The organism is Hoylesella timonensis 4401737 = DSM 22865 = JCM 15640 (genome assembly GCF_000455445.1).
Taxonomy (GTDB): domain Bacteria; phylum Bacteroidota; class Bacteroidia; order Bacteroidales; family Bacteroidaceae; genus Prevotella; species Prevotella timonensis.
Genome location: NZ_HG417093.1, coordinates 252,004 through 275,341 on the forward strand (window position 1 = coordinate 252,004; position 23,338 = coordinate 275,341).

Below are 23,338 nucleotides of genomic sequence, written 5' to 3' on the forward strand. Positions count from 1 at the left end.
ATTATAGCTTGAGCATATCTGCAATATTAATAGAAATCGTAGCAACATAAGTACGACCATTTTGTGGATATTGTAATCCTGAATCAACAGCTTTGTCCTTATAGTTCAGCAAATTATCAATCATGACACCGATAGTAATGCCATGGGGTAACTGCGAGCGCAAGTTGAGCGAACAGATAGTGCGTGCATCAAAATCTTCTCGCGTGAAACTCTCAACGACTTTACCTGTCTGCTCATCTTTATTACTTTTGTAAGTGTAGGTAGAGAGAGCCGACACCCAGTTGGTGTAGAGTGACAATGTTTCTGTCGTCTTTCCCCATTTCTTTGAATATACGGCACTTAACTTGGCGCTATGTGGACGCAGCCATGACAGGTTATATCCATTTTTCTTATTATAATCGGTAATATAGGTGTATGCTCCCGCAAGTTGCAGCCCCCAGACAAACTTGTAATTGGCCGTCGCCTCCACCCCAAACGTCCTAACGCTGTCGGCGTTTTCCCATCTCATGTCCATGTTTTTTTCTGGATGAACATACGCATAAGTTATCTTGTTGAGATAATTATTATAGTAAGACGACAGGGAAAGGTTCAACCCATTCTTATCATATTCGACAGATGCGGACAATTGGCTTCCCACTTCAGGTTTCAAGTTAGGATTGCCATACATTTGTATAAGTCCACCCATGGTCCATTCTTGATACAACTCTTTTAAGTTTGGCGCACGATACCCTTGTGAATAGCCTGCGCGGGCAGTAACAAACGCCCAAGGGCGATACATGACTGATAGTTTGGGTGTAAAGTGCAGCTTATATCTTGTAACCTTGTCGGCACGCACGCCCGCCACGATGTTCAGTTGCTGCCACGGTTTCCAGTCTTCCTGCAAACAGCAAGAAAATTGACTTGTGTGCATTTGTGCGGTGTCTGGCAGGAAATAATGTTTCAAGTCTTCGCGAACATAGTCAACACCTGCGCTTATGGTGTGTTTTCCTAACGTACCCGAATAATACAGTCTTCCCGTTGTGTTGATGTTGCGGTACACATGTTCTTTCAGGTCTACCTTGTCAAACACGTTTGTCTTCTGATAGTCGTCACGTATCACGGTCAGCTCTATGTTCTGATTGCTGGATGGTATGTATGACAGTTTTCCGCTCAATGTCAAATCCGTGTAAACCTGATGCAGTTTTTTGTATTCATTGCTCGGACGCCTGTTGTTATAGTACGAGCCCCGAAAATCTGCGCGTAGCTGGTCGTTGAACACATATGACAATTTTTGAGAGACATCCAATATGCTGTATCCGTGAATGGTAGACTGGTAAGCAGGCAGCGTATCACGTTTAACCACCCCGTTAGACAAACGTGTCTCACGCACCTTACCTATACTATCGGCAATGGTATACGACTCACGCTTGCGATACCCGAACGAGGTGAGTGCTGAAAAGTTCTTACGGTTGACACCTGCCGAAACCGAGTACATCTCACCGTTTCGCCCTGCATATCGGGTGGAAACGCGAGCGGTAACGGGACGGAAACCTTTGCGTGTAATGATGTTGATAACACCCCCGATGGCTCTGCTGTCGTATAAGGTGGCAGCAGCTCCGCGCACTATCTCTATCCGTTCAATGTCGTTTACGTTAAACCTGCTGTAATCTATGTTGTTGGCACCACCCTCTCCACTGATTCTCTCACCGTCGAGCAAAAAGAGTACCGCCTTTCCGCCCAGACCCTGGTAAGTGATTTCGGTAGCTTGTGACATGTCATTGTACGAGAATTGCAATCCCGGTAATGCCGTTTGCAGCAGTGTGGTAAGGTCTATGGCGTTTATCGTTTCTATTTCGCGCCGTGAGATAACTCGTGTCAGCACAGGCATGTCTTTTAATGGGCGGTCACTACGGGTGCCGGTTACAACCACTTCGTTCAGGTTGGTGCGCGAGGGGAACAGCGTAATGCTGGCGTTTTGACCGGGGCGTGCGATGACATGTTTGGGCTGAAAGCCTACATACGAAACAGTAATGTCATAATTACGATTTTCGTTGACCGTGATTTCAAACATGCCTTTGCTATTGGTTCCTTGCTTAATGGTAGTGCCAGAAACCGCAATGAGTGCTCCTGGTAGTGGACTGTTGCATTCATCGGTTACCATTCCACGAATGGTATAGCGAGAGGATGCAGCGTCGGCTTTGGCTGAGGTCGTGACAAATTGGAGTATTGCGAATAAGCAGAGCAAGAATATTTTGTTCATGAAAATAATGAAAAAAAATAGATGAGGGTTACCTACCTTTGATGGTTTGTTTGTTTCTCACCTTATTTAATATAAAGTGAGCGATATTGCGGTGAAAGACGTATAGGTGACAACGCTTTTCCGAAGATGGGCGTTCGGTTTGTTGGATTGCTGCCTTGATAAAGCAAAAAAGCCACCTCTCATGCCCTTACCAACGGAATGAAAGGTGGTTATCTTCACAAGGGTTTAATTCTTTTTAACAAACTTGTAGTCGAATGACACTTGTTTCTTCTTTCCTGTCGCATCAGTAATGTCTGTGAACTTGATGGCTGCAAAACTTCCATCCTTGAATTTTACAATAAAGATGCGCCCTTTGTTTGCCATTTCATATTGCCCCATCCCCGCACGACGCATATACTTGTGCAGATTAGGATTAGAAAATCCCTTGCTGTATCCCATTGTCGGAGGCATCTGCATCATACCTGCCATATCTACCAAAATCCATACAGGCTTGTCTGGTGTCCATGTTCCACCCTTGGGAAGTTCAGTGATTTGGTCAAGAGAGGTGGTATCCTTACCTGCAATCATCACCTCACCGCCATTGGTCATGGGGTCATACAAGTGGAAAGCGATGTGCCACTTCTTTGGTTCGTTATTAGCACGCTCGGGTACCTCTTTGGTAATCTGATCCATTTCGCCCGTTTGCCGGTTCATCATGCCATACACCCATGTGCGATAATCTGTCTGGGTTTCAGTCTTGCCACTTTCCAAATCAATGTAAACCCACTTGTCGTAGTTGGTCATTTGTTTTTCTTGCAACAAAATATCGGCATGCTTGCAAATCACACTTTGTTCTTCTTTCTCTTTCTTTTGGGATAAATCCTCCGATTTGTCACACGATGTCCATGTAAAGACCATGGCTGTAAGGCCCAAAAACAGGGCGGTAGTCATTTTTTTCATTTTAATAATTGTTTGAATAATGAGTGTTATAAATTTGGTTGCAAAGGTACGAAAATGAAAAAAAATGCAAAATACCTATTTTTATGTATTTCTATCACTTATCAATAAGCTAATAAAATGATTTTTTTTAGAGAAGTAACAAGTTGTAGGTAGAAGAAAAATGAAGAGCCTTAAAATAAGGTGACAACATAAAGGACATAGATTAATTATTATATAAGTTTCATGTTGAACAAGCTAACAACCTGATAAACAAACTAATACCTTAACAGACTTACATTTATACCTACAAATAGGTATGCCTGAGTAACGTCACAATTAGTAGGTATTGCTCATTATATTGATAAGACGTACTTTTGCAATACAAAAGGCGCCATAACTCAAATATGCGTATCGCATTTGGTTTGCGTACTATCATAGAAATTCATTTAAACTTTTACAAAATAACAATTAACATGAGAAAATTTTTACTACCTGCTCTTTTGGCAGTATTGTGTTTAGGCGTTAACGCCCAAAGTAAGAAAGCACCCAATTATTACAGAGCTATTCCAAAAGTTCACACGCATCGTCTTGCGCAATGGAGTACGTTCGGAGGTTCAGAAGTCTTTAAATATAAATATGATGACTATGGCTTTCTGACAGAAGTAGAATCTACCGAAGATGATAAACTAACAGAAGTCATCAAGTTCGCTTATGATTCGAATGGCTATTTGAAAGAAGAAACACGCTATACCGTCAAGCCAGATGGCGGACAGCGAATAGACCGACGCGACGTTTACGATCGTGACGACAATGGATTCATCAAGACCTATCACAGATATACGTTGAAACCGAATAAAGAGGGTAACCTTGTGTTGATGGAAGACGTACGTTCTACATACGTGTACGATGCGCAGATGCGCGTGATTAAAACCAATGACGTGCAGTTTGACGAGAAAAATCTGAAACTGGAAGATTTCGCAGATCGTCATACCACCATCGCTTATGATGACAAGGGACGTGAGCAGACCTTTAGTTTTATGATGAGCAACGGCAACAATGTATGGAAAGAAGTGTTTGAATACGATAACAACATTGATGACCGCATGGTAGGTTTGAAATATATTCCAGGAGAAGAAGCGACGGATCGCACAACCATGGAGCTAAAGTATGAGTACGATGACAATGGAGACATCAAGAACACAGGAACAGCAGATTTCCCTTACACATTCAGCTATGGCGATGAAGGCGACGAACAGTACGAGGCTGCACATACGTTCATTCCTTTGACGCAATCAGAAGGAGACCGCCTTTACTTAGGTCCGCGCAACTGTTTGTACTTCAACCATCTTCCGCTCAACAAGGCTTTTAAGCATGCTCCCATGAGCGAATCTACGGATGATACCGAATGTAGTTATGAAGAAAACACAGCAGTAGAGAAGAAAACGGATGGCATCGCAGAAATCACCCATGACCAAGCAAACATTAGCTTTAGCAATGGCTGCCTAATCATTGAGGGGGCAACAAACAATGGCACGGAGCAAGTTTGCGTGTACAGCGCAACAGGACAATTGGTGGCAACCCATGCGGTAAGAGGCAACAAGACTATCTTCCTAAACACGCTGCCTGCTGGCGAATATATAGCCAAAATAGGAGGCAAAGTTGTCAAATTTTCAAAATCTTAACACATCGCGACAGTATATGGCAAGGGAACTTATGGCAATGAAGTTGTACCCCCTTGCCGTACTTTATTTCCATACTTACGCAAGCAACGCTCATGTGCTTGCAAAAGAAATCAACAATGAAGAAAACTCTATTATTCGTTTTAATCGCCATTTCCACCTTGGCCAATGCCAATCCCATCGGAAAGCAAGAGGCCATGAAGCTGGCCATGCGATTTTTGAAGCAAAAACAATCAACGACAAGCACTCGTACAACATCTCAGCGCAACCAGTTGAAAATGGTCATGCAGTGTCCCAACGCTTATTATGTTTTCAACAATGGAAACGGGCAAGGCTTTGTCATCACATCGGCAGATGATCGGACCGACGCTGTCTTGGGATATGCCTATACGGGAAAGTTTGACGTAAACAACATTCCCGTGCAATTGAAAGACTTGCTCAGTTTGTATGAACACGAGATAAAAACAGCTGTCCGTCTGCGGTTAAAAAACCTAAAAACCACTTCCGGAACCCGTGCGGGACTAAGCGTGAAACGCTCCATTCGTCCGCTCATCGAAACACGTTGGAATCAAGGAGCACCCTATAATGACGCCTGCCCGATGGGAGCTTTTGAACGAACGGTAACAGGATGCGTCGCAACAGCCATGGCACAAGTGATGTATTATCATCAATGCCCGCGAGGAGAAACCCTCGACACGATACCCGGCTACAAGAGCCCGAAGATAGGAAAGGTTTTGGACACGCTGCCCAAAACGACATTCGACTGGAAAAACATGCTACGAACGTATGACGAGAATGCCAATCGGGAGCAGAAAAACGCTGTGGCGAAATTGATGAAATATTGCGGTGTCTCCACGGAAATGGACTATGCCACCGCCAAGCAAGGGGGCTCGGGAACGGTAGCCGTTGAGTTGCCATACGCACTGACACACTATTTTGGATACAGCAAGGCGGCACGCTATGCCGACCGTAGTGGATATACCTCAAAGACATGGAACAACATGATTTACGAGGAATTGAAAGAAGGTCGCCCCGTTCTGTATGGTGGTGTAACGCCAACTGGAGGTGGACATGAATTCGTTTGCGATGGATATGAGTCGGGCGATTACTTTCACATCAACTGGGGATGGAGCGGCTTGTCTGATGGTTATTTCCGCTTGTCTGTTCTCAATCCAGACCAACAAGGAATAGGATCGTTTGAGGGCGGATATTCATTGAGCCAGTGTGCCATTTTAGGCGTTAAGCCGAATGAAGGTGAAGAGCAGTTGGACGCCATGACGGTAATAGACCTGCACTTGCGCGGACTTAGCCAGATGTCGAGAAAAAGAATTGAGCAAGGTTTTAAAAGCCTCAGTATGTCTTACGAGGTGTTCAATTACATGCTGTTGCCCTTTGAAGGTCAAATGGGCGTGGGCTTATATAAAGACGGTAAGTTGATGAAGGTGGTGCATGAGAGCGATGTTATCTCGTACGAGCCAATCACCCCTAAAAGGACTTTCTATAAGGCAATCTTGAAAAACTTTGGCGCAGGACTGAAAGGCGACTATCAGTTGTTGCCTATGTGCAAGGACAAAAAGTCAAACACCTGGCAACTTTGCCCTGGTGCGGAGAAGTCGGTATGCAACTTACATATTACGGAAACCCAGTTGAACGCTTCCATCATCAACCCTCAAACCATCGACTTGAAATTGGTTTCCATTGACATGCCAAAAGTCATCAAGACGGGCAGAACTTATACGGCTATGGCGAAAATAAAGAATGTCGGTCCCGATTTTACCGGCTCGTTAAGTTTTGTTTTCGGCAACAAACGCTCGGTATTGGGCTTATCCATAGCGCCTGGCGCAACGATAGAAGTACCTTTGAGCTTTCAACCCGACGTAGCAAAGCCGAAAACGCAATATCGCATTAACGTTTGGGACAGCATGCAAGATCGTGACATCGATTTCGTAGGCAAAGGAGAGGTGGACGTCGCAGAAGGAAAGAACGTGCCAGACGCCAAATTAACGGCATCGGTATTCTGCACAAACGGCAGTAGCAAAAAGGCGGATGAACTGTACGGCACCCACATGGAAGGACGGTTTGAGGTTAAAAATACGGCAACAGATGATTACGACCGTGATTTGCTCATCGCGATAGTTGGAGAGAAACAAGATGTACAGATGAAACAGCTAAATGTCATCATTCCCGCAGGAAAGACTATCACACTACCGTTTGCTTTCGACAACTTGATTCCTGGAACAAGATACATCGTAACATTACTGGGATACGAAGGTATCTATCTAAAAGGTAAGGCTATATGCAATGGCGCCATTACATGTAAAGCTGCCGTGATGAAGTACCTGTCAGATGGAACGCCAGTGGCTCTTGAACCAGAAAAGAGTATCGACTTGACGGACGCCATAGCGGTAGACATGCGCGACTTGAACGTGAAGAAAGATACAAAGCTGAGACCGAGCAACAATCCCAACTGTCTATATTATCTACGCGAAGCAAGCACCGTACCCGAGACCTTGAAAGATAAAAATGTTATCTTGGGTGATGAAGCGCCGAAGATAACCTTACAAACCAACCAGCCCATAAAGATGTTGAGCAATTTTACCGCAAGAGAAATTACATGCCAGCGTCCGTTGGTTGCCAATGGTAAGGATGCAGGAAGCGCATGGACTACCGTCTCTTTGCCTTTTGTTCCCGATGACATGAAGATAAACGGCCAACCCGCTGAGTTTCATGTTTATAATTTCGTTCATGAGCAGGAGAACAAACTTTATTTTAACACAACTCAGCATATAGAGGCTTATTGTCCTTATCTTCTGGAAATAAAACACATTCATAACGCAACAGCAAACATGATGCTGACCATTCATGGCAAGGATGTAGAAGTAAATCAGCAAGCCAAGAGTGTTCTCGGCTCTGACAATTATAACTTTGTTGGAACGATTGAACAACATCAGCCAGCCTCGGCTTATCTCTATAATGCAGAAACAAATTGCTTTGAGCTGTCTCAAGCACCAACCGTTGAGTGTTTCTCTGCTTTTGTGGTGCCTAATCATAACAATGACGACAATGCCATGAGGTCGCTGGCTGTTGTGTTGGATGACGTAGAGTTGGGTATTCCTGCCCATACAATGGAAAATGCTTCCCGGTATGCCATCTACAACCTTCAAGGGGTTAAAGTTGGAGAGGGCAAAGAGGGCATCGCCCGTTTGCCTAAAGGTGTGTATGTTGTCAATGGAAAGAAGGTGATTAAATGACGTGGGCAGCATGATGTGACACGCGAGGGGTAGCCCTCCTTCATCAACACCTGGCATCCCATGCTTTTACAATGGGATGGTGATTTACAAACGCTCTGTTAATTTTAACCAATTGTATTAAAATTTTGTCAGAAACAGTGCATGCTGTTGTAGTCTGATAAGAAGTTGGGAATAAGTTTCAAGTTTGCCGAGCAGTTGTTGAGAAGTGGCTACAGAATGATAAGTATTGAGGACGTTCACGACTTCGTTGTACAGCACGCCTATCTTATGAGTCATGGTGACGATTTCGGAGAGTTTCTCCAAGTAAGGCTCTTTTGCAGGGTCTTGGGTGATGATCTTAAAGGCTTCACCAAGAAGCCTTGCTCGGACAAAATCACTTTTAGTTTTTGCTCCCGACTTGCGGTAGAATCTGATAAGTTTCTGCTGGTCTTCGAAATTAGGTATCCTGATGTGCCATCTGTCCCATCGTGGGCAGGTGGCACATCTGCCGTCTGGCTTCTTTTGTTTTTGCTTCTTCACTGCTTTCTAATCACGACTTTGGAGTGATTTAATCCCCTTTCGGGGCAAGGGTCTTTGTGGTACAAATAGCAATTTGTGGTACAAAGACACACCTTGCTGATGTAGAAAATGGGATTATAAGCCCATGCCGTGTTACTGCATTCACTGAATACAGTAACTCAGCGTAGGCTTGCATTCGAGGAATGCAGTACTTCAGAGTTTCCGCCATCTTTCCACATCATCTTTGTATTGGTTGAGATGTTCTCGAAGCACCTGCTCCACATAGCCTGAAACGCTTGCTCCCTGCTCACCGATTTTCCTCACCACGAAGTCCAACTTTCGTTGAGTTTCCTCTGATACATACACGGCTTTGCGGTGGCTGTTGCGAAAGGGCTGGAGATATTTCCCCTGAAACTCGGATAATTGCTTCCTTTCCCTTGTTTTTCCCATTCGTTGATGATTCTCTTCGGTAGAAGTAGCCCTTTCCGTTGGTGACAACTCTGTTTCTTGATAGGACGGTTGAGAATAGTCCTTGTGACTCTCCTTGTCATTTTGTTCCTCAACTTTAACAGGCTCAAATCTTTTCTTTTCCTCTTCATAATCTACGGGCTGGTCAAAATCGGGCAACTCTTCGGGCTTGCGGAGTTTAACGCCATAATTGCCCATATCTCGAAGGGCTTGTTCCAGACGTTGTTTCCTTTGTTCATCTATTCTTGCCATAATTTCTTGGGTATTGCGTTATAATGTCTTTCAAGCATTGTTTGTATGTCGCTCTGTTTGTAAAGTATCTTCCCTCCGATTTTGTAGAAAGGAAGCGTTCCTAAGTTTCTGTACTCTTGGAGCGTGCGTGTACTGAACCGTAATTGGCTACAAACCTCCTCGCCAGTGAGGTAAACCTCTCCGCCCAGCATCGGACGGGCGGTAGCGCAATACCGCTCCAATTTCTTCAATATTCCTTCCATCAGTTGTGAAAACAACTGCATCTGAGGGTCTTCCTGCGTAATGATTTCATTCTCTTCCATAGTTCATTCATTGTTTGAGTTCATTCATTGTTTGCGTTCAGTAACTCTGCGATGTCGCTCTCCTTATAATAGCATTTATGCCCAATGATGGAGAAGGGTATTTTACCCGTGTCGCGATAGGATTGCAGGGTGCGTTTGCTGATGCCGAGCCTGCGGCATACGGCTTCATTGTCGAGCCATTCGTCCGTTTCGGGCGGATTGCCGATAAGCTGTTCAATACTGTGGATAAAATCTGCAAATTCGGAGCAGTGCCGCTCCCACGCCTTGCGGTCGATGATAATGAGTTTCATTGCCTTGATTTTGTTTTGATTACTTTATTGTTACTCGGCAAACAAACTGTTATGCAGTCCATTGCCGTACTTATCGAGTGCAAAAGTAAACCCTCGGAAGCACCGCTGCAAGAAATGAGGATAAGCAGGGAAATAGAGAGAAAACAAGAGAAAAGACCAAAGGAGATCCATCTGTGTTATTGCGGTAATGAGATGAGGTGCCGGCTCTTTCCTTTTATCACATAGCAATTATTCTCTCGACAGTTCGATAGTTCGACAAATCGATATGTAGAACTATCAATAGATAGTTTTATCGATAGATTATTTTGACGATATATAGTTTTGACAACAGATAGTCATGACAACAGATAGTCATGACAATAAATTGTACAAACAACAGATAGTCCGTATTATAGTCAGTCCTATCTATTGTTGGCTGTTACGCCTTGCGTCCAAAGAGCCTGAGTATGCCGTATTCTTGTCGTGCCTATACTCTCTACGGCAGCCCAGCCCTGCAAGGTTGGGAGAGATGAATACGACCGCACGAATATTGAAAATGGCAATACCAACTTGAAAAGAAAAATCCTGCGGTGGAGATTCTTCTCTCCATCCGCAGGACTTGACCTTGTCAGGGCAGATTGGCTGCCGTTGTACCTTTGCACGATAAGAAACGGCATCAGGGACTTTGCGTGTGCCTTTGCTTACAACGCCTTTGGGCTTACCCCTCCGTCTGACCGATTATTGGCAAATGATTGCTCTTGGTAAGCAGCACTACCGTGCCTGTGAGTTCGGTGTAAAGACGGCCGTATTGCTCGTCAGAAGCCAATGTGTCCGTCAAACCGAATTTGTCGAATGTGGCTTGAATAGCCTTATTCGACAACAAGATGGTTGCGAGTCTTTCAGGAAGCGATGCAGGCAGTTTCCTTTCAAACTCGTTTTCCAATACAGATACAAGCGTGTCATACTTGGAAAAATGCAAGCCATAATACAAAACCTCGCTTGCCATGCTTTCCGCTTCGGGGTGAGTGAAACCTTGCGCCACGGCATCGCAGTAAGCAGTGAGAGCCATGTCTGCTCGTGTGGTGATAAACTCCGTATCTTGCAACTTCTCAGGGAGATGCTCACTCATGTAACTTCTTAATTTCAATCGAAAGTAAGAAAGTTCCAGCTTGTTGTTCTCTTTCATTTTTATTTTTATTTAGCGTTGATGTTCAATGATGGTTGCTTTGCGGTCAAAGGACAAGTTACTTGTCCTCCGCTTGGCTTTCTTGGTGGACAGACACGCAAAGCCTTTCGCAGTTCCCTTGTGGTATTGCCGCCCATGAGTGGCTGCATCTCACGGGCAATTTTACTCTTGCTGACCTTTGCGTAAAGTTCGGTGGTGGAAATGAAACGGTGTCCGAGCATCTTACTGACGGTTTCTATCGGCAAACCGTTCTCCAAACAGATGGTCGTGGCAAAGGTATGCCGTGCCGTATGCGAGGTGGCTTCGGTATGAGGTGGGAGTCCTGCCTTGATGATAATGTCCCTTATCTTGCGGTTGAAATGGCTATTCGTGGGGAATTCACGAAAGAGCAAACCCTCCTTTCGTCCGTCGCTGACAATGGTGAGTATCTCTTCGGCAATGGGCAATAAAGGAATAATGCTCCTGTTCTGTGTCTTTGTGCGACAGAGCGATATGTACCTACGCCCATCCCCGAATGTGTAAACATCGTCCATTCGGAGTTTCTTCAAGTCTGAGAATGCCAGCCCCGTGAAACAGCCCAAGAGGAAGATGAGCCTGCAATGGTTGTCCACCGAGCGGTGTGGGCGATATGAGAGAAGTTTGTGTAAATCGTCAGAAGTGAGGGCATTGCGCTCGTAGGTGGGCGTTTCAATGTCTATCTGCTCAAAAGGGTCTTCACGGATATATCGCTCTTGCAGTGCTTTTCGGATGACTTGATGCAGGTGGCGCAGACGATTGGAAACAGTGCTTTCCTTGTTTCCCAAGTCCCGCAGCATAAATAGGCGGTAATGTTCTATGAGGTCCTTGTCTGCCTCTTTGGGAAGACAGTCCCCATTTCCCCTTGTTTTTAGAAAAAGTGCAAAATTCTTCCTACTGTCCCTGAAAGCCCTGACGGTAGCCTTTCCTATCGTCTTGCCCTGCAATGCCTCCTTGCTTTCACAGACGGATTGGTAAATCTCTATGAGTGTCGGGGTGGGTTTGTTTTGGTGCTGGTACTGCTCTTTGAGGTATTCAGCCGTAATGTAGTTCTCTTCTCTTAACGTGAGTTCATAGAGTGCGTGAAGTTGGTCTTCTATTGAGTTCAGTTGCAGATTGACGGCATTCGCTCTGTTTGCCACCACTTTTATGCGCCCTTTCTTTGATTGCCAATCATCGGGAGAGGTGTATAAACCTGTTGAGAATGAAGAAGACGCACCATTGCAGGTGATACGGCAGCGGATAATGCATTCATTCCTTTCGCTTGTCTTGCTTCTGTCTATATAGAATAGAATTGAAAATGTACTTTTCATTGTTCTTGGACTTTTAGTTGATTAAACGATATTGTGCGATGAGAGGGAGAATCTTCTCCACATCCCGAAAGACACGCTCTGGAGAAGTCTCTGCATACACCTGTGTGGTCTTTATCTGGCTGTGTCCGAGCATTTTCGATACGCTTTCGATGGACACGCCTTCTGAAAGCGTCATCTGCGATGCGAAGGTATGCCTTGCCATGTGATAGGTCAGCGTTTTCTGAATACCGCAAAGCCGTGCTATCTTTTTGAGGTGTATGTTCAACGTGTCACAGCCCGGTATGGGCAGCAGATACCCTTTTGGGGGTTCGTGGCGGAACGCCCTCGTATGAATGCCCCTGTACCGCTCAATGATGGCGGATGCTTCGGGTAATAATGGAATGTGACATACATTGCCCGTCTTCACTCTCGGCTTGCGTATCCAATCCATATCAGACTCGTGGATGATATGCTCTACCGTGAGGTGGTACACATCCGTGTAGGAAAGCCCTGTATAGCACGAAAAGAGAAACGTATCCCTTGACACCTGCTCGTAGCCTTGCAGTTCGTTATCGGTTAATGCCGCAATCTTGTTTACTTCCTCCCTTGTAATGTATCGGGGTGTTCCAACGTCCCAGCGGATGGAATGACCGATAAAAGGATAGGAGTCTATGATGTGCCGTTTGTGCAGGTCTTTGAGCAGGGATGCCAGCATAGTAAGATAACCAGCCGAAGTGTTGAGTTTAAAACCCTTTTCTTTGGCAAAATACTCCTCCAAGTCCTTGATAAGGGCTGTATCGGCTTTTTGCACGGGAATATCGTCCACATGGTAGCGGCATCTCAGAAATTCAGACAGATGCTTGCGGAAGAGCAGCAGACATTTCAGTCTTCTTTCGCTGCGATCTATGCCAACTCGTTCACGGAAGCGGTCGATATACTCGTCCGCATGATGAAGCAGCCCCTGCGACTCGCTGTTTAACCCGAATACAAGTTCCCTTATCTTCCCTGCCGTGACAGTGTTGTTCAACTTGCCCGAAAGCGATTCATAAATTTGATGGACACTTACTTGCAGTCGGTCAAGTTCCCTGTTCACTGATACGGCTTCGGAACTCTTACCCACAAGTCGCTGTTTACGACTATCCCAAATTTTTGGCGTACAGGCGCATTTGCAACTGAACTGAACCATTGAGCGACCGATACTGATGCGTCCCATGATGGGACTTTTTCCGTTTTTGTCCTGCGTACCTCTTTTGAGGTAGAAAAGCAGCTTGATTTTTTCTTTTTCCATTGTTTTTTTGCTTACAAAATTATACTTCCCAGAGGAACTTTGAGCGATGCAAAACATTGATAATAAAAGAGAAAACACCGTTTTAGTTACCACTTTTAGCTGTTCTTTTCCTTTCATCGTTTCTCGAACGATTTGGTAACTGAACTCTTGCTTTTTCACTCCATTTTTCGCCTATTTACCTTGATGCAACCCAATGAGAAAGCAGGCAATATATCTTGTGTTTCAATCAGATACGCATTTTTCTCCTTTTCTTGCTTCCAACTCCTATACTTCCGCATAGAACGAAGCCAGCTCAGGCACTTTGATGAATGTTCTGAAGCGTTCCTTCTGAATAATCTCATTGGTGATGGAAAACTCATAGTCGGTGGACTTCTTGGCAAATACCGCTGCCCATGCGTCAAAACTGTTGATGCCCTGCTTTTCCAAGGCTTGCGGGCGCAAGTACTTGAACAAAAGATATAGTTCAGTCAAGCTATTGGAAATAGTAGTTCCCGAAAGGAAGGTTGCCCCCAAGTCCTTGCCCGACCGCTCTTGTATAGTGCGAATAGCAAAAAGCATATTGAGCGCACGTTGTGAGCCGTCAGGATTGCCCAAGCCCGACACTCTGTCATGGCGGGTGTTGAACATCAAGTTCTTGAATTGATGGCTTTCATCTACAAAAAGGTGGTCAATGCCCATCATTTTGAAGTCCACGGCGTCGTCCTTTCGCTCGGCAATGCTGTCTTGAATGCCCTGCAACTTGGCTTCCAAGGTCTGCTTACGTTTTTCTAAGCCTTTGAGCATGGCACGGGAAATGTCCGCTCCCTGCATACGGAGTACTTCAAGGTTTTCCTCCACAGAATCTTTTTCTTTCTGCAAAATCGCTTCTTGTATCTCCAAAGCCTGCGGTATCATGCCAAACTGCTCATGCGTGAGGATAATACAATCCCAATCGTTGTTCTTGATGTCATTGAAGATGCGCTGGCGATTTTGCTTACTGAAGTCGTTCTTTCCCGGATAGAGTATCTTGGCATTGGGATAAGCCTTGCGGAAGGTATCGGCAATGTCAAAGACATTTGCCTTTAGTCCGATAATCATCGGCTTGTTTGCCAGTCCCAATCGCTTCATCTCATAGGCAGCCGTACACATGATAAGCGTCTTGCCCGCTCCCACCTCGTGATCGCAGATGCCGCCACCGTTGGTTTTGAGCATCCACACGGCATCCTTCTGACTCTTGTAAAGGTCGAATATGCCCAGCCGTTTGAGGTCAAGGTCGGGAAACGTCTGGTGCGTACCGTCAAAGTTGGGTCGCACAAAACAGTTGAACAGACGATTATACCTGTCGGAGAGTTGCTGCTTGAACGTGTCGGGTGTGCGTCCGAGCCAATCAACAAAACCCTGCCTGATTTCCTCAATCTTGGCATTTGCCATCTGGATGGCATGTCCGTCCCTTACTTTAATGGTTTTGGTCTCTCCCGTAACCTTATCTGTCACCTCCTTGCTCTTGTTGATGTCGGGAATGGTATTGTGCAGGGCGTGCTTCAGGAGATTGATGCCGTCATAGCGGCGGAACTCACCTTGTACGGCATACTTGTGCCAGATATTGGCATTCTTTTGGTCGCAGACAATGCTGTACTCATCCATGTTGGAGTGGTAGGATACACTAATATCCGTTCCGAAGAACTCTGAAGCGAATCTGCCATAGACTTTGGCAGGTATCCAGCGTTCACCGAGATTGAAGTCAAGGTCTGCAAATGGAATGAGTGTCGGCGTGGCTGCACGCAGGGCAGCAAGACTCTGCTTTGCCTCTTCGTGGTCGGGATGTTCCAAGAGCCATGACTCAATACGCTCCGCCTTTTCTATTACATTGCCCGAAATGAACTTGTCCGCAACCTCATAAGCATTCTCTTCGGGATTATAATAGATGCGACCTTCTAAGGAAGAAATGATGTCGCTTTCCTCCATATCAGGTAAAAGCGAACTCATATAGTCAAGTTCCACCGTACCGTACTTGTTGAGCGATGCACCCAGTGCCTCCATCGGGTCTGCGGCAACGGTCAGCTCTGTGGTAGAAAAAGCTGTTGGATGGTCAAAGATGTCCGCCTTGACGTACCTGCCGTTCTCGGAGCGTTCCAAGAAGAGCATTTCCACGCCTGTGGCATCCATCTTGATGATGTCGGTGTTCGCCTTCTGGTTAAAGTAGCCCCAGCGTGCAACATAGTCATCATACAGATGATTGAGCCTGTTTCTATCTTCCCTGTCTTCTGCATGGTTCTCTGCCTCGTAGTCATAGAGACGATGATAGCACTCCCGTATCTCGATATAGCTTTTTAGTCGGGAAAGCTGGGCATACGGCAAGTCCATCGGATTAAAGGTTGGATGTCGCTTTAAGTCAGAAAGAAACCCCACCTGACCTTTCTGCACGACAATGGAACCATCTCTTAGGTGAGAGTCCGGCAATGATAGAAAAGGGCGTGGGGAAGCGTCAAATACCTTTCTGACTTCCGCTATCGGCTGCGGCTTGCGCTCCTCGGCTTCATTCATAAAATCAAAGAGAGACGGTTCACGATATGACTGAGAGGAAGTCTTCTTGCTGCTTCTGCCCTTGGTTCTGTGCTGCGTTGCAGTTGTTGGCTGTTTCTCCTTATTCTCGTTTCTTCCTTTATTTCCCGTCAGCCTTTGTTCTTCGGAAGCCTGTATCTGTGGTTTAGGGACTTCCTTAATCTCGCCGTTCACGCGCTTTACTTCCTGCGTCCAGAGATTGTATTCCTCCGGAGCGAACAGTGAAGGCTGCTCCGTTTCCTGTCGCTCGTCCAAGCCGTCCATCACTGGGTGGTGGTCATCATCGAAATAGACAGTCTGCCCGTTCATCTCCCGTGGGGCTTCCACATCGGTGCGGATTTCTTTCACTTCCTGCTCATATTGGCGGTGAAGGTTAAGCACAGGTACTCCCTCTGGGGCTGATTCTTCAATAGTAGAGTCTGCCTCTTGTATCTGTACTGTCTGCTCACCGCCCGTTTTATCAACTTGCTCACTGATTTTTTCAACTTGAACTTCCTCTTTGGGTTCTTCCGTGGAAAGGTTATCTTCCATTGTCGAAGTCTGAACTTCGGGTGCAGCCTTTTCCTTGATTTCCTCTGTCACCACTTCTTCTTTGGTATATTGTCCCCTGACGATTTCTTCCAGTTCGGCTATCTCGTGCAATTTCTTAGGAGAGAAGTACAGGTCGCGCTCGATGCCCAGCCCATGAATCTTCACTTCCTCCATCTCGTCAAGCGACATATTGCCCAACTCCCAGCCGTAGCCCATCGTGACAGCACCGAAACCAATGCGGCTCTTAGGGTCGTACTCCAAAAGATAAGCCGTGTAAGCTCCCATCGGGAAGAAATAGCGTGCGTAGGCGACCTTATCACCAATAAGTTCCTTTTCCGTGCTGTACAGTTTAGGTAGTCGCTTTCTGATGCTGTCGGGCATCAGATTATAGGCGTTATCTGCCTCCTTGTGCACTTTGGGATCCTCTTTGGGTAAATTTACCGTTATACCTAACTTTCTCAGTTGTTTTTCGGCTTCTTTCTGCCGTTCCTCCTCCGTCATAGGTATGCCTGTTTCATAGAGTTTTCGATCAAAGCGTTGCTCAACTTCCAAGGAGAGCTGTGTCCTGATACTCTTCGCCATATCATCAATGCTGCCATCGAAGCGATACTCCCATGCAGGCTTGCCGTAGGGGTCTGTACCCATCGTGCGCTCCGTGGCGATGATACGGTGAGCAATGTCTTTCCAATCTCCTGCGAAAAGTGAGTTGTGCTTGAAGACGACAGAAGAGCCTTCTTCTTTGGGAACGGAAAGAGTTTCTACAAACTGCTGTTCAATCCCCTCGCTGATTTCTTTACCTGTCTGCTTCTGCAGGACGATGAGGTCACTGCCTACGTCTGTTCCTGCATTGTCTGAAAACATACCTGATGGCAGTCGGAGAGCGGAGATAAGGCGGCTGTTCTGCATCAGATAACGACGTATGGCTTCATTGCGGGGACTGTCCAATACACCCTGCGAGGTGATGAATGCCAGTAAGCCACCTTCCTTGATGCAGTCCAGACCTTTCACGAAGAAGTAATTGTGGATGGCACGTGTGGACTCACGTTTAAGAATGTCCTTGCCCTTGCTGTACTCACGGTCATAGACCATAAAATCCCCGAAAGGAATGTTACTTGTAATAAGGTCGTATTTTTCCTTATCTTCCAACTCTCCGATGGCTTCAAAGGGTTCTTGGCGGACAATGATGTTGCCTTGCCCATAAGGATGAATGGATTGTGAGATACGGGCAGTGAGCAAATCTTTTTCCATTGCATCGACCATTCCAGCCCTTTTAGCAAAAGTCTCGGTAAAGGCTCCCATGCCTGCCGAAGGGTCCAAGCAGCGACGTATGGGTACATCTACAGAAGTAAGCGCATCGGAAATGGCGGCAACGATACGGGTATCGGTATAGAAAGAGGTCAGTACGCTTGCCTTGATGCTCTCCCAGTACCGCTTGGCGGTATTGGCATCGACGGCATCACGGTAAATCATCTGTTTGAGCCTTTGCGTAGGCTCGAAGAGCTGTTGCTCCGACTTGCTCCAATAACGGAGGTCGTCGGGGCTGTCACATCGGTTCAGTACGCATTTCAAGCCACCGAAGCCCTGATAGTTCCGTAAGATACTTTTCTCTGCTTCGGTGGCTTCGCGGCGTTCTTTTTCCAAGCGAAGCACAACACGGATGGCTTCCGTGTTGGCTTCAAGGACGTTTTTCTTATTATATGCCATAGTGTTTCTTTTTTAATTAAGGAGGAGGAAAAAAGTCGGAAGATATAAAGTATATTACCTCCCGACCAATTCCGTTCCTCTTTATTTCTGTCGGGATTATCTCCCTCTTGATTTTCCTTTCCGGCTTTCAAATTCAAAGGATGTGGTATAGTCTTCATTCAGTACCAGACGGGCGTTGAACTTCTTGCCTGCCTTGCTGGTTAATCCTTTGAGAATGGGTGTACGTCCTATGGTTAGCAAATCCCGGATGTAGTCCTCGGTGAGAAGCGTTCCACAAACCTCACGGAAGATATGAAAGTCACAGTCCTCATGCCTACACTTGGCGACCTTGGCATAGATGCCCACGCTCTCATTGCTACATTTGGGGCAGCGATAGGTGGAATAAGACTTCTGTTTGGGAGCCAGCGAGAGGAGTTCCTCGCAGATGGTACCAACGTAGGAGTTGATGCCTTGCGCGAACTTTTCGGGCGGCATTTGTCCTGCTTCAATGGCGGCAAGTGTCAGTTCCCAGCTCCCTGTCATCTCCGCATTGGCGATTCGCTTGTCCTTGACAATCTCATAGACAGCCAAGCCTTTTTCGGTCGGTATAATTGCTTTCTTGTCCCTTCGGATATAGTCACGCAGGATAAGTGTTTCGATGATGTTGGCACGGGTAGCTGGTGTTCCTATACCGCATTCTGCCATAGCTTTTTTGCTTTCTGCATCCTCGACCTCTTTCCCAGCATTCTCCATTGCTGAAAGTAAAGTAGCTTCCGTATAGAGTGGTTTTGGCTTGGTCTTATCCTCGGTGATTTCTGCATCAAGTACAGGCAAGTTTTCTCCCTCTATCAGGTTTGGCAATGAAGACAAAACCTGTTCTTCACCCCCTTCTTTCTTTTCAGCTTCCGCTTCTTTACCTTTCTGCACGGCTTTCCAACCCAAGGAGATTTGTCGGCACGCTTTCCAAGCAAAAGTGCTGTTGCCGTCCGTGAAACGAACCAGCATACGCTCTTCCTCTGAATCGGGAGAAAATGCTTCGATGAAACGATTGACCACCATTTGATAGATAGTTGTTTCATCTGCCGACATTCCTGAAGGCGTTTCCCCAGTAGGAATAATGGCGTGGTGGTCAGTTATCTTTGCATTGTCTACCGAATGGCGATTAAGTGGATTTGATAGTGAGATGCCTATCTTGTGCAGCAGGGCGGGTACTTCCTCGAAAACATCCTCACTGATGTATCGGCTGCCTGTGCGGGGATAGTTCATAGAATAATGACAATGAAAGAAGAAAGGGCAAACACGAACGGAAACACTTGAACAATAACAACTTATGCACTTTTCTGCATTTTGTGATATGGCAAGATTGAGCGAAAAACGGCAATAGTTCCGTTACCAACTCGTAACCCATAGGGCACAAAGCAAAAAGGGGTTACGAATTGAATATAAACAACTGTGGCATAGGTTTTTATTCCTCATCTTTCATTTTTCTGCATAGCTCAAGAACTCTTGTTCGTATGTACCTTTGCAAGCAAAGGAAATTAGAAAAAAATGACAGAAAAATGAAAGAAAACAAACTGAAAGTCTCGTTTTTCACACAGGCTAAACGAGCGGACAAAAAAGGCATGGTGCCGCTTATCGGACGGATAGAACTGGGCAGGAAGCATTCCGCCTTTTCCGCCAAAAAGAAAGTCCCATTATCTCTTTGGGATAGCAGAAAGCAACGTCTTCTCGGCAAGAGTGCCATCGCAAATTCTATCAACCGGTATTTGAATGAATGCACTGCACTCATTCATGCACGCTATCGGGAACTTTGCGAAAGTGGAGAGTCATTCACGGCTACGGATGTGCGCAATGCCTATCAGGGACAGCTTTGTCAAAGCGCAATGCTTTTAGAGTGCTATGCTGAGTACCTCACACAGATTCATGAAAGAGTGGGCATAGACCGGGCAATGAAAACACTGGAGCTGCGTACCTATCAGCAAACTCTTCTTCGGGAGTATGTGCGTAGGAAATACAAGTTAAGTGATATTCCGCTCATGGAGCTGGATATTTCCTTTATAGAAGGCTATGAATACTTTCTGACAATAGACCGAAAACTGAAACGTGGCAGTATATGCAGTGCCTTGGCTGCATTGAAGGCGGTTGTGAACAAGGCTGTCAAAAATGGCATGATAGACATGTATCCGTTCATTGGTTACAGTTACGAAAAGACGAAAGGAACGCCGAGAAACATCACGCAGGACGACCTGCAAAAGATTATCGACCTGCCCATCAAATGGGAGAAATATCGTGTCGTCCGTGATTTGTTCGTGTTCTCCTGCTTCAGCGGTCTTGCCATTTCGGATATACGCAATCTCAAAGAGGAAAACATCATCATTGAGGAAGGAAAGCTATGTATTAAAAGCAAGCGTGTCAAGACGAAGACCCCTTTTCGCGTAGTAGTTCTCTCCCCAGCCAAGACCATTATGGAAAGATATAGGGGCAGACGTGCGGGATATGTATTTGACGTTCCCCCAAGAGACGTGGTTTACAATGCGATGCACCACATACAGAGAAGTATCGGTATGAAAACCCCTCTGACCTTTCACATGGCTCGCCATACTTTTGCTTCGGTCATTACCCTGTCGGCTGGTGTTCCAATAGAAACCGTAAGCGGTATGTTGGGACATACCAATTTGAGAACGACACAAGTGTATGCAGCGGTCAATTCAGAAAGAATAAGACAGGATATGCAGAAGATTCAACAACGGATAGAACACACTTTCACCTTAAAATTATAGCTTATGGCACGCAGTACATTCAAGACATTGTTTTACATCAACCGTTCCAAACTGAAGAAGAACGGCAAATGCCCGATAATGGGACGAATCACGATAGACGGACAACAAGTACAATACAGTATGGGGTTGGATATCAATCCAAACAATTGGGACGCAAAGCATGGCAGATGCAAAGGCGACATTGACGAAATGAAGAACATCAACCGCATACTGACAGAAAAGGAAGGACAGATACAAACCAAATACAATGAGCTGGTTTGGCAAAAGGGGTATGTAAGTGCAGAACTGCTCAAAAATTGTCTGACGGAGGATTCACAAAGCAATGGAATGCTCATGGAAGAGGCAGACCGTTTTATAGAGGAAAAACGCCCTTGTGTGGGAATTTCCATCGCCCAATCCACTTTCCGCAACTACATCTATGACAAGCAGCTCATAGTATCCTTCCTGCTGGAAAAATACGGAATGTCCGATATTGGTTATTCACGGTTGGACTATGGCTTTGTCGAAGAATTGGATTTCTATCTTAAAAGCAAGCGCAGATTATCACCTGCCACCATTCAAATGACGGTTATTTTCTTGAGAAAGCTCATCAGCATCGGACAACAGAAAAAATACATCCGCCGAGACCCGTTTGTGGATTTTAAGGCGGAAAAACCACGTGGCACGAGAAGGTATCTCACAACGGAAGAACTCAAGCGCATTTTGCAAACGCCCATCTTAAACAAGCAGTTCGAGCGAGCAAGGCAACTCTTCATTTTCTGTGCCTTTACGGGACTGGCTCGTGTGGATATGTTGCGACTGACACCTAAACATATCCACCATTATGATGACGGAACTTGTGAGATACGTATCAAGCGACAGAAAACGGACGTGGAAGCCATCATTCCACTTCTGCCCATCGCAAAGGAGATACTTGACATTCATATAAAAGGGAAACAACACGATGATTTGATATTTCCAACATTGAACGTTAGCAAGGCATCTTTCGCCTGTATAAACATTGGTCAGATATGCCAAATTGAGAAGGGCTTGACCTTTCACATGGCTCGCCATACTTTCGCCACGACCATCTGCCTTTCCAATGGTATAGCAATGGAAACGCTCTGCAAGATGCTCGGACACAGCGACATTGGAACGACACAGATTTATGGAAAAATTACCGACCTGAAAATCAGAGAGGACATGAACCGTTTGCAAGAACATAAAAGTAAGGCTTTTTCTGACTATACGGAAGCTATCGAAAAGCAAAACGCAACAATATTTTAGAAATCAGCAAAAATTTATGTATGAAAACAGATAATAGCAAAAAGGAACTTTCCTATTTTCGATTGAAGTTGGAAAGCTATATGAGTGAACATCACCCCGAGCGATTGGGAGACAAGGAGTTTATCACGGCAAGAGCCGACATAGCACTGACCGCCTACTGCGATGCCGTGGCGCAAGGTTTTAATCATTTAGAAGCAGAAAGAATAGCAAGTGAAGTGCTTTTCAGTGGACTGCATTTCTCAAAGTACGATACCCTTGTTTCTGTCTTGGAGGACGAGTTTGAGAGGAAACTCCCTGCACCGCTCCCCGAGAGGCTTTCGTTTTTATTGTTGGCGAACAAGGCTGTTCAAGCCACATTCGCTGGGTACGAACTGACGGACGAATTTGCCGCAAGCGAACAATACGACCGTCTTTACACCGAACTGACAGGCACGATAGTACTGCTCATCGAGAGCAACAACCTGCCAACGGTCAAACAGACGGAGGAAGCAAGCCCGAAGGCGTTGTAGGCAAAGGCGCACGCAAAGTTCCTGATGCCGTTTCTTATCGTGCAAAGGTACAACGGCAGCCTGTCTGCCCTGAAAGGTCAAGTCCTGCGGATGGAGAGTAGAATCTCCACCGCAGGATTTTTCTTTTTCAAGGCGGTACTACAATCCTCAATATCCGTGCGGTCGTATTCATCTCTCCCAACCTTGCAGGGCAGGGCTGCCGTAGAGAGTATAGGCACTACAAGAATACGGCATACTCAGGCTCTTTGGACGCAAAAGCGAATGATAGAAACAATAGTTAGAACTAACGATTGTCTTGACAATCTTATTATATGACAAGCCATTTTTTATACAACTTATTGTCTGTACAATTTGTTGTCATAACAATTTAT

At 45.7% G+C, this 23,338-nt stretch carries 17 protein-coding genes and 1 pseudogene; 6 read left to right on the plus strand and 12 right to left on the minus strand.

The window, feature by feature from the left end:
* Position 1: 1 nt before the first annotated feature.
* Both BN35_RS05655 and BN35_RS05660 read right to left on the minus strand, forming a co-directional pair.
* Positions 2 to 2,239, minus strand: coding sequence for a TonB-dependent receptor (locus BN35_RS05655; RefSeq protein ID WP_025072676.1), 2,238 nt, complete (start codon positions 2,237 to 2,239; stop codon positions 2 to 4).
* A 225-nt stretch (positions 2,240 to 2,464) separates the two neighbouring features.
* Positions 2,465 to 3,178, minus strand: coding sequence for an HmuY family protein (locus BN35_RS05660; protein ID WP_028901176.1), 714 nt, complete (start codon positions 3,176 to 3,178; stop codon positions 2,465 to 2,467).
* Between the two features lie 452 nt (positions 3,179 to 3,630).
* Here BN35_RS05660 and BN35_RS05665 point away from each other — a divergent pair, with 452 nt between their 5' ends.
* Together BN35_RS05665 and BN35_RS05670 are read left to right on the plus strand one after the other, a co-directional pair.
* Positions 3,631 to 4,839: a T9SS type A sorting domain-containing protein gene (locus tag BN35_RS05665; protein WP_234396752.1), complete on the plus strand. Its 1,209-nt coding sequence runs from the start codon at positions 3,631 to 3,633 to the stop codon at positions 4,837 to 4,839.
* A 116-nt stretch (positions 4,840 to 4,955) separates the two neighbouring features.
* On the plus strand, positions 4,956 to 8,087 hold the full coding sequence (locus tag BN35_RS05670; RefSeq protein ID WP_234396751.1) for a C10 family peptidase: 3,132 nt from the start codon (positions 4,956 to 4,958) through the stop codon (positions 8,085 to 8,087).
* A 117-nt stretch (positions 8,088 to 8,204) separates the two neighbouring features.
* Here BN35_RS05670 and BN35_RS05675 read toward each other — a convergent pair whose 3' ends face one another.
* The 4 genes from BN35_RS05675 to BN35_RS13115 form a co-directional block, all read right to left on the minus strand.
* Complete coding sequence (locus BN35_RS05675) at positions 8,205 to 8,606, minus strand: plasmid mobilization protein (protein ID WP_028901177.1); 402 nt, start codon at positions 8,604 to 8,606, stop codon at positions 8,205 to 8,207.
* A gap of 192 nt (positions 8,607 to 8,798) precedes the next feature.
* Positions 8,799 to 9,305 (minus strand): DUF3408 domain-containing protein, encoded by a 507-nt coding sequence (locus BN35_RS05680; RefSeq protein ID WP_025072672.1) that lies wholly within the window; start codon positions 9,303 to 9,305, stop codon positions 8,799 to 8,801.
* Entirely contained in the window at positions 9,293 to 9,607 is a 315-nt protein-coding gene (locus BN35_RS05685; protein WP_025072671.1) for a helix-turn-helix domain-containing protein, read from the minus strand. Before BN35_RS05685 ends, BN35_RS05680 begins: the two co-directional genes overlap by 13 nt.
* Positions 9,608 to 9,627: 20 nt before the next feature.
* Positions 9,628 to 9,897 carry a helix-turn-helix domain-containing protein gene (locus BN35_RS13115; protein ID WP_004348461.1) on the minus strand — a complete coding sequence of 90 codons (270 nt, stop codon included), beginning with the start codon at positions 9,895 to 9,897 and terminating at the stop codon, positions 9,628 to 9,630.
* A gap of 337 nt (positions 9,898 to 10,234) precedes the next feature.
* Between BN35_RS13115 and BN35_RS13690 the strand changes: the two genes are divergently transcribed.
* Positions 10,235 to 10,450: a hypothetical protein gene (locus BN35_RS13690; RefSeq protein ID WP_159099998.1), complete on the plus strand. Its 216-nt coding sequence runs from the start codon at positions 10,235 to 10,237 to the stop codon at positions 10,448 to 10,450.
* Positions 10,451 to 10,594: 144 nt separating this feature from the next.
* On the opposite strand, the gene BN35_RS05695 is transcribed toward BN35_RS13690, so the two are convergent.
* From BN35_RS05695 to BN35_RS05715, 5 genes and pseudogenes are all read right to left on the minus strand, one after another.
* On the minus strand, positions 10,595 to 11,062 hold the full coding sequence (locus tag BN35_RS05695; RefSeq protein WP_044071265.1) for a DUF1896 domain-containing protein: 468 nt from the start codon (positions 11,060 to 11,062) through the stop codon (positions 10,595 to 10,597).
* A gap of 8 nt (positions 11,063 to 11,070) precedes the next feature.
* Complete coding sequence (locus tag BN35_RS05700) at positions 11,071 to 12,390, minus strand: site-specific integrase (RefSeq protein ID WP_044071267.1); 1,320 nt, start codon at positions 12,388 to 12,390, stop codon at positions 11,071 to 11,073.
* A gap of 13 nt (positions 12,391 to 12,403) precedes the next feature.
* Positions 12,404 to 13,657, minus strand: coding sequence for a site-specific integrase (locus BN35_RS05705; RefSeq protein WP_044071269.1), 1,254 nt, complete (start codon positions 13,655 to 13,657; stop codon positions 12,404 to 12,406).
* Positions 13,658 to 13,921: 264 nt separating this feature from the next.
* Entirely contained in the window at positions 13,922 to 18,433 is a 4,512-nt protein-coding gene (locus BN35_RS05710) for a DUF2958 domain-containing protein (protein ID WP_025073048.1), read from the minus strand.
* A 96-nt stretch (positions 18,434 to 18,529) separates the two neighbouring features.
* A pseudogene (locus BN35_RS05715) lies at positions 18,530 to 19,672 on the minus strand (type IA DNA topoisomerase); the annotation flags it as partial.
* Positions 19,673 to 19,971: 299 nt separating this feature from the next.
* Between BN35_RS05715 and BN35_RS05720 the strand changes: the two are divergent.
* From BN35_RS05720 to BN35_RS05730, 3 genes are read left to right on the plus strand one after another with little or no spacing between them, the layout of a single operon-like run.
* Positions 19,972 to 21,192, plus strand: coding sequence for a site-specific integrase (locus BN35_RS05720; RefSeq protein ID WP_025073049.1), 1,221 nt, complete (start codon positions 19,972 to 19,974; stop codon positions 21,190 to 21,192).
* 3 nt (positions 21,193 to 21,195) lie between these two features.
* On the plus strand, positions 21,196 to 22,458 hold the full coding sequence (locus tag BN35_RS05725) for a site-specific integrase (RefSeq protein WP_025073050.1): 1,263 nt from the start codon (positions 21,196 to 21,198) through the stop codon (positions 22,456 to 22,458).
* 20 nt (positions 22,459 to 22,478) lie between these two features.
* Positions 22,479 to 22,967, plus strand: a complete 489-nt coding sequence (locus tag BN35_RS05730) for a DUF1896 domain-containing protein (RefSeq protein ID WP_025064882.1) — start codon at positions 22,479 to 22,481, stop codon at positions 22,965 to 22,967.
* A gap of 77 nt (positions 22,968 to 23,044) precedes the next feature.
* Here the strand turns inward: BN35_RS05730 and BN35_RS13810 are convergent, their stop codons facing one another.
* The gene (locus BN35_RS13810; protein ID WP_169337607.1) at positions 23,045 to 23,185 is read right to left on the minus strand and encodes a hypothetical protein; all 141 of its coding nucleotides are present in this window, start codon (positions 23,183 to 23,185) and stop codon (positions 23,045 to 23,047) included.
* Positions 23,186 to 23,338: the final 153 nt, after the last annotated feature.

Bases quoted from the DNA above. Each gene is read 5' to 3' on its own strand.
- BN35_RS05660 (WP_028901176.1), bottom strand. From the start codon at position 3,178: ATGAAAAAAATGACTACCGCCCTGTTTTTGGGCCTTACAGCCATGGTC.
- BN35_RS05725 (WP_025073050.1), top strand. From the start codon at position 21,196: ATGGCACGCAGTACATTCAAGACATTGTTTTACATCAACCGTTCCAAA.
- BN35_RS05655 (WP_025072676.1), bottom strand. From the start codon at position 2,239: ATGAACAAAATATTCTTGCTCTGCTTATTCGCAATACTCCAATTTGTC.
- BN35_RS13115 (WP_004348461.1), bottom strand. From the start codon at position 9,897: ATGAAACTCATTATCATCGACCGCAAGGCGTGGGAGCGGCACTGCTCC.
- BN35_RS05700 (WP_044071267.1), bottom strand. From the start codon at position 12,390: ATGAAAAGTACATTTTCAATTCTATTCTATATAGACAGAAGCAAGACA.
- BN35_RS05685 (WP_025072671.1), bottom strand. From the start codon at position 9,607: ATGGAAGAGAATGAAATCATTACGCAGGAAGACCCTCAGATGCAGTTG.
- BN35_RS05665 (WP_234396752.1), top strand. From the start codon at position 3,631: ATGAGAAAATTTTTACTACCTGCTCTTTTGGCAGTATTGTGTTTAGGC.
- BN35_RS05720 (WP_025073049.1), top strand. From the start codon at position 19,972: ATGAAAGAAAACAAACTGAAAGTCTCGTTTTTCACACAGGCTAAACGA.
- BN35_RS13690 (WP_159099998.1), top strand. From the start codon at position 10,235: ATGACAACAGATAGTCATGACAATAAATTGTACAAACAACAGATAGTC.
- BN35_RS05680 (WP_025072672.1), bottom strand. From the start codon at position 9,305: ATGGCAAGAATAGATGAACAAAGGAAACAACGTCTGGAACAAGCCCTT.
- BN35_RS05695 (WP_044071265.1), bottom strand. From the start codon at position 11,062: ATGAAAGAGAACAACAAGCTGGAACTTTCTTACTTTCGATTGAAATTA.
- BN35_RS05730 (WP_025064882.1), top strand. From the start codon at position 22,479: ATGAAAACAGATAATAGCAAAAAGGAACTTTCCTATTTTCGATTGAAG.
- BN35_RS05710 (WP_025073048.1), bottom strand. From the start codon at position 18,433: ATGGCATATAATAAGAAAAACGTCCTTGAAGCCAACACGGAAGCCATC.
- BN35_RS05705 (WP_044071269.1), bottom strand. From the start codon at position 13,657: ATGGAAAAAGAAAAAATCAAGCTGCTTTTCTACCTCAAAAGAGGTACG.
- BN35_RS05670 (WP_234396751.1), top strand. From the start codon at position 4,956: ATGAAGAAAACTCTATTATTCGTTTTAATCGCCATTTCCACCTTGGCC.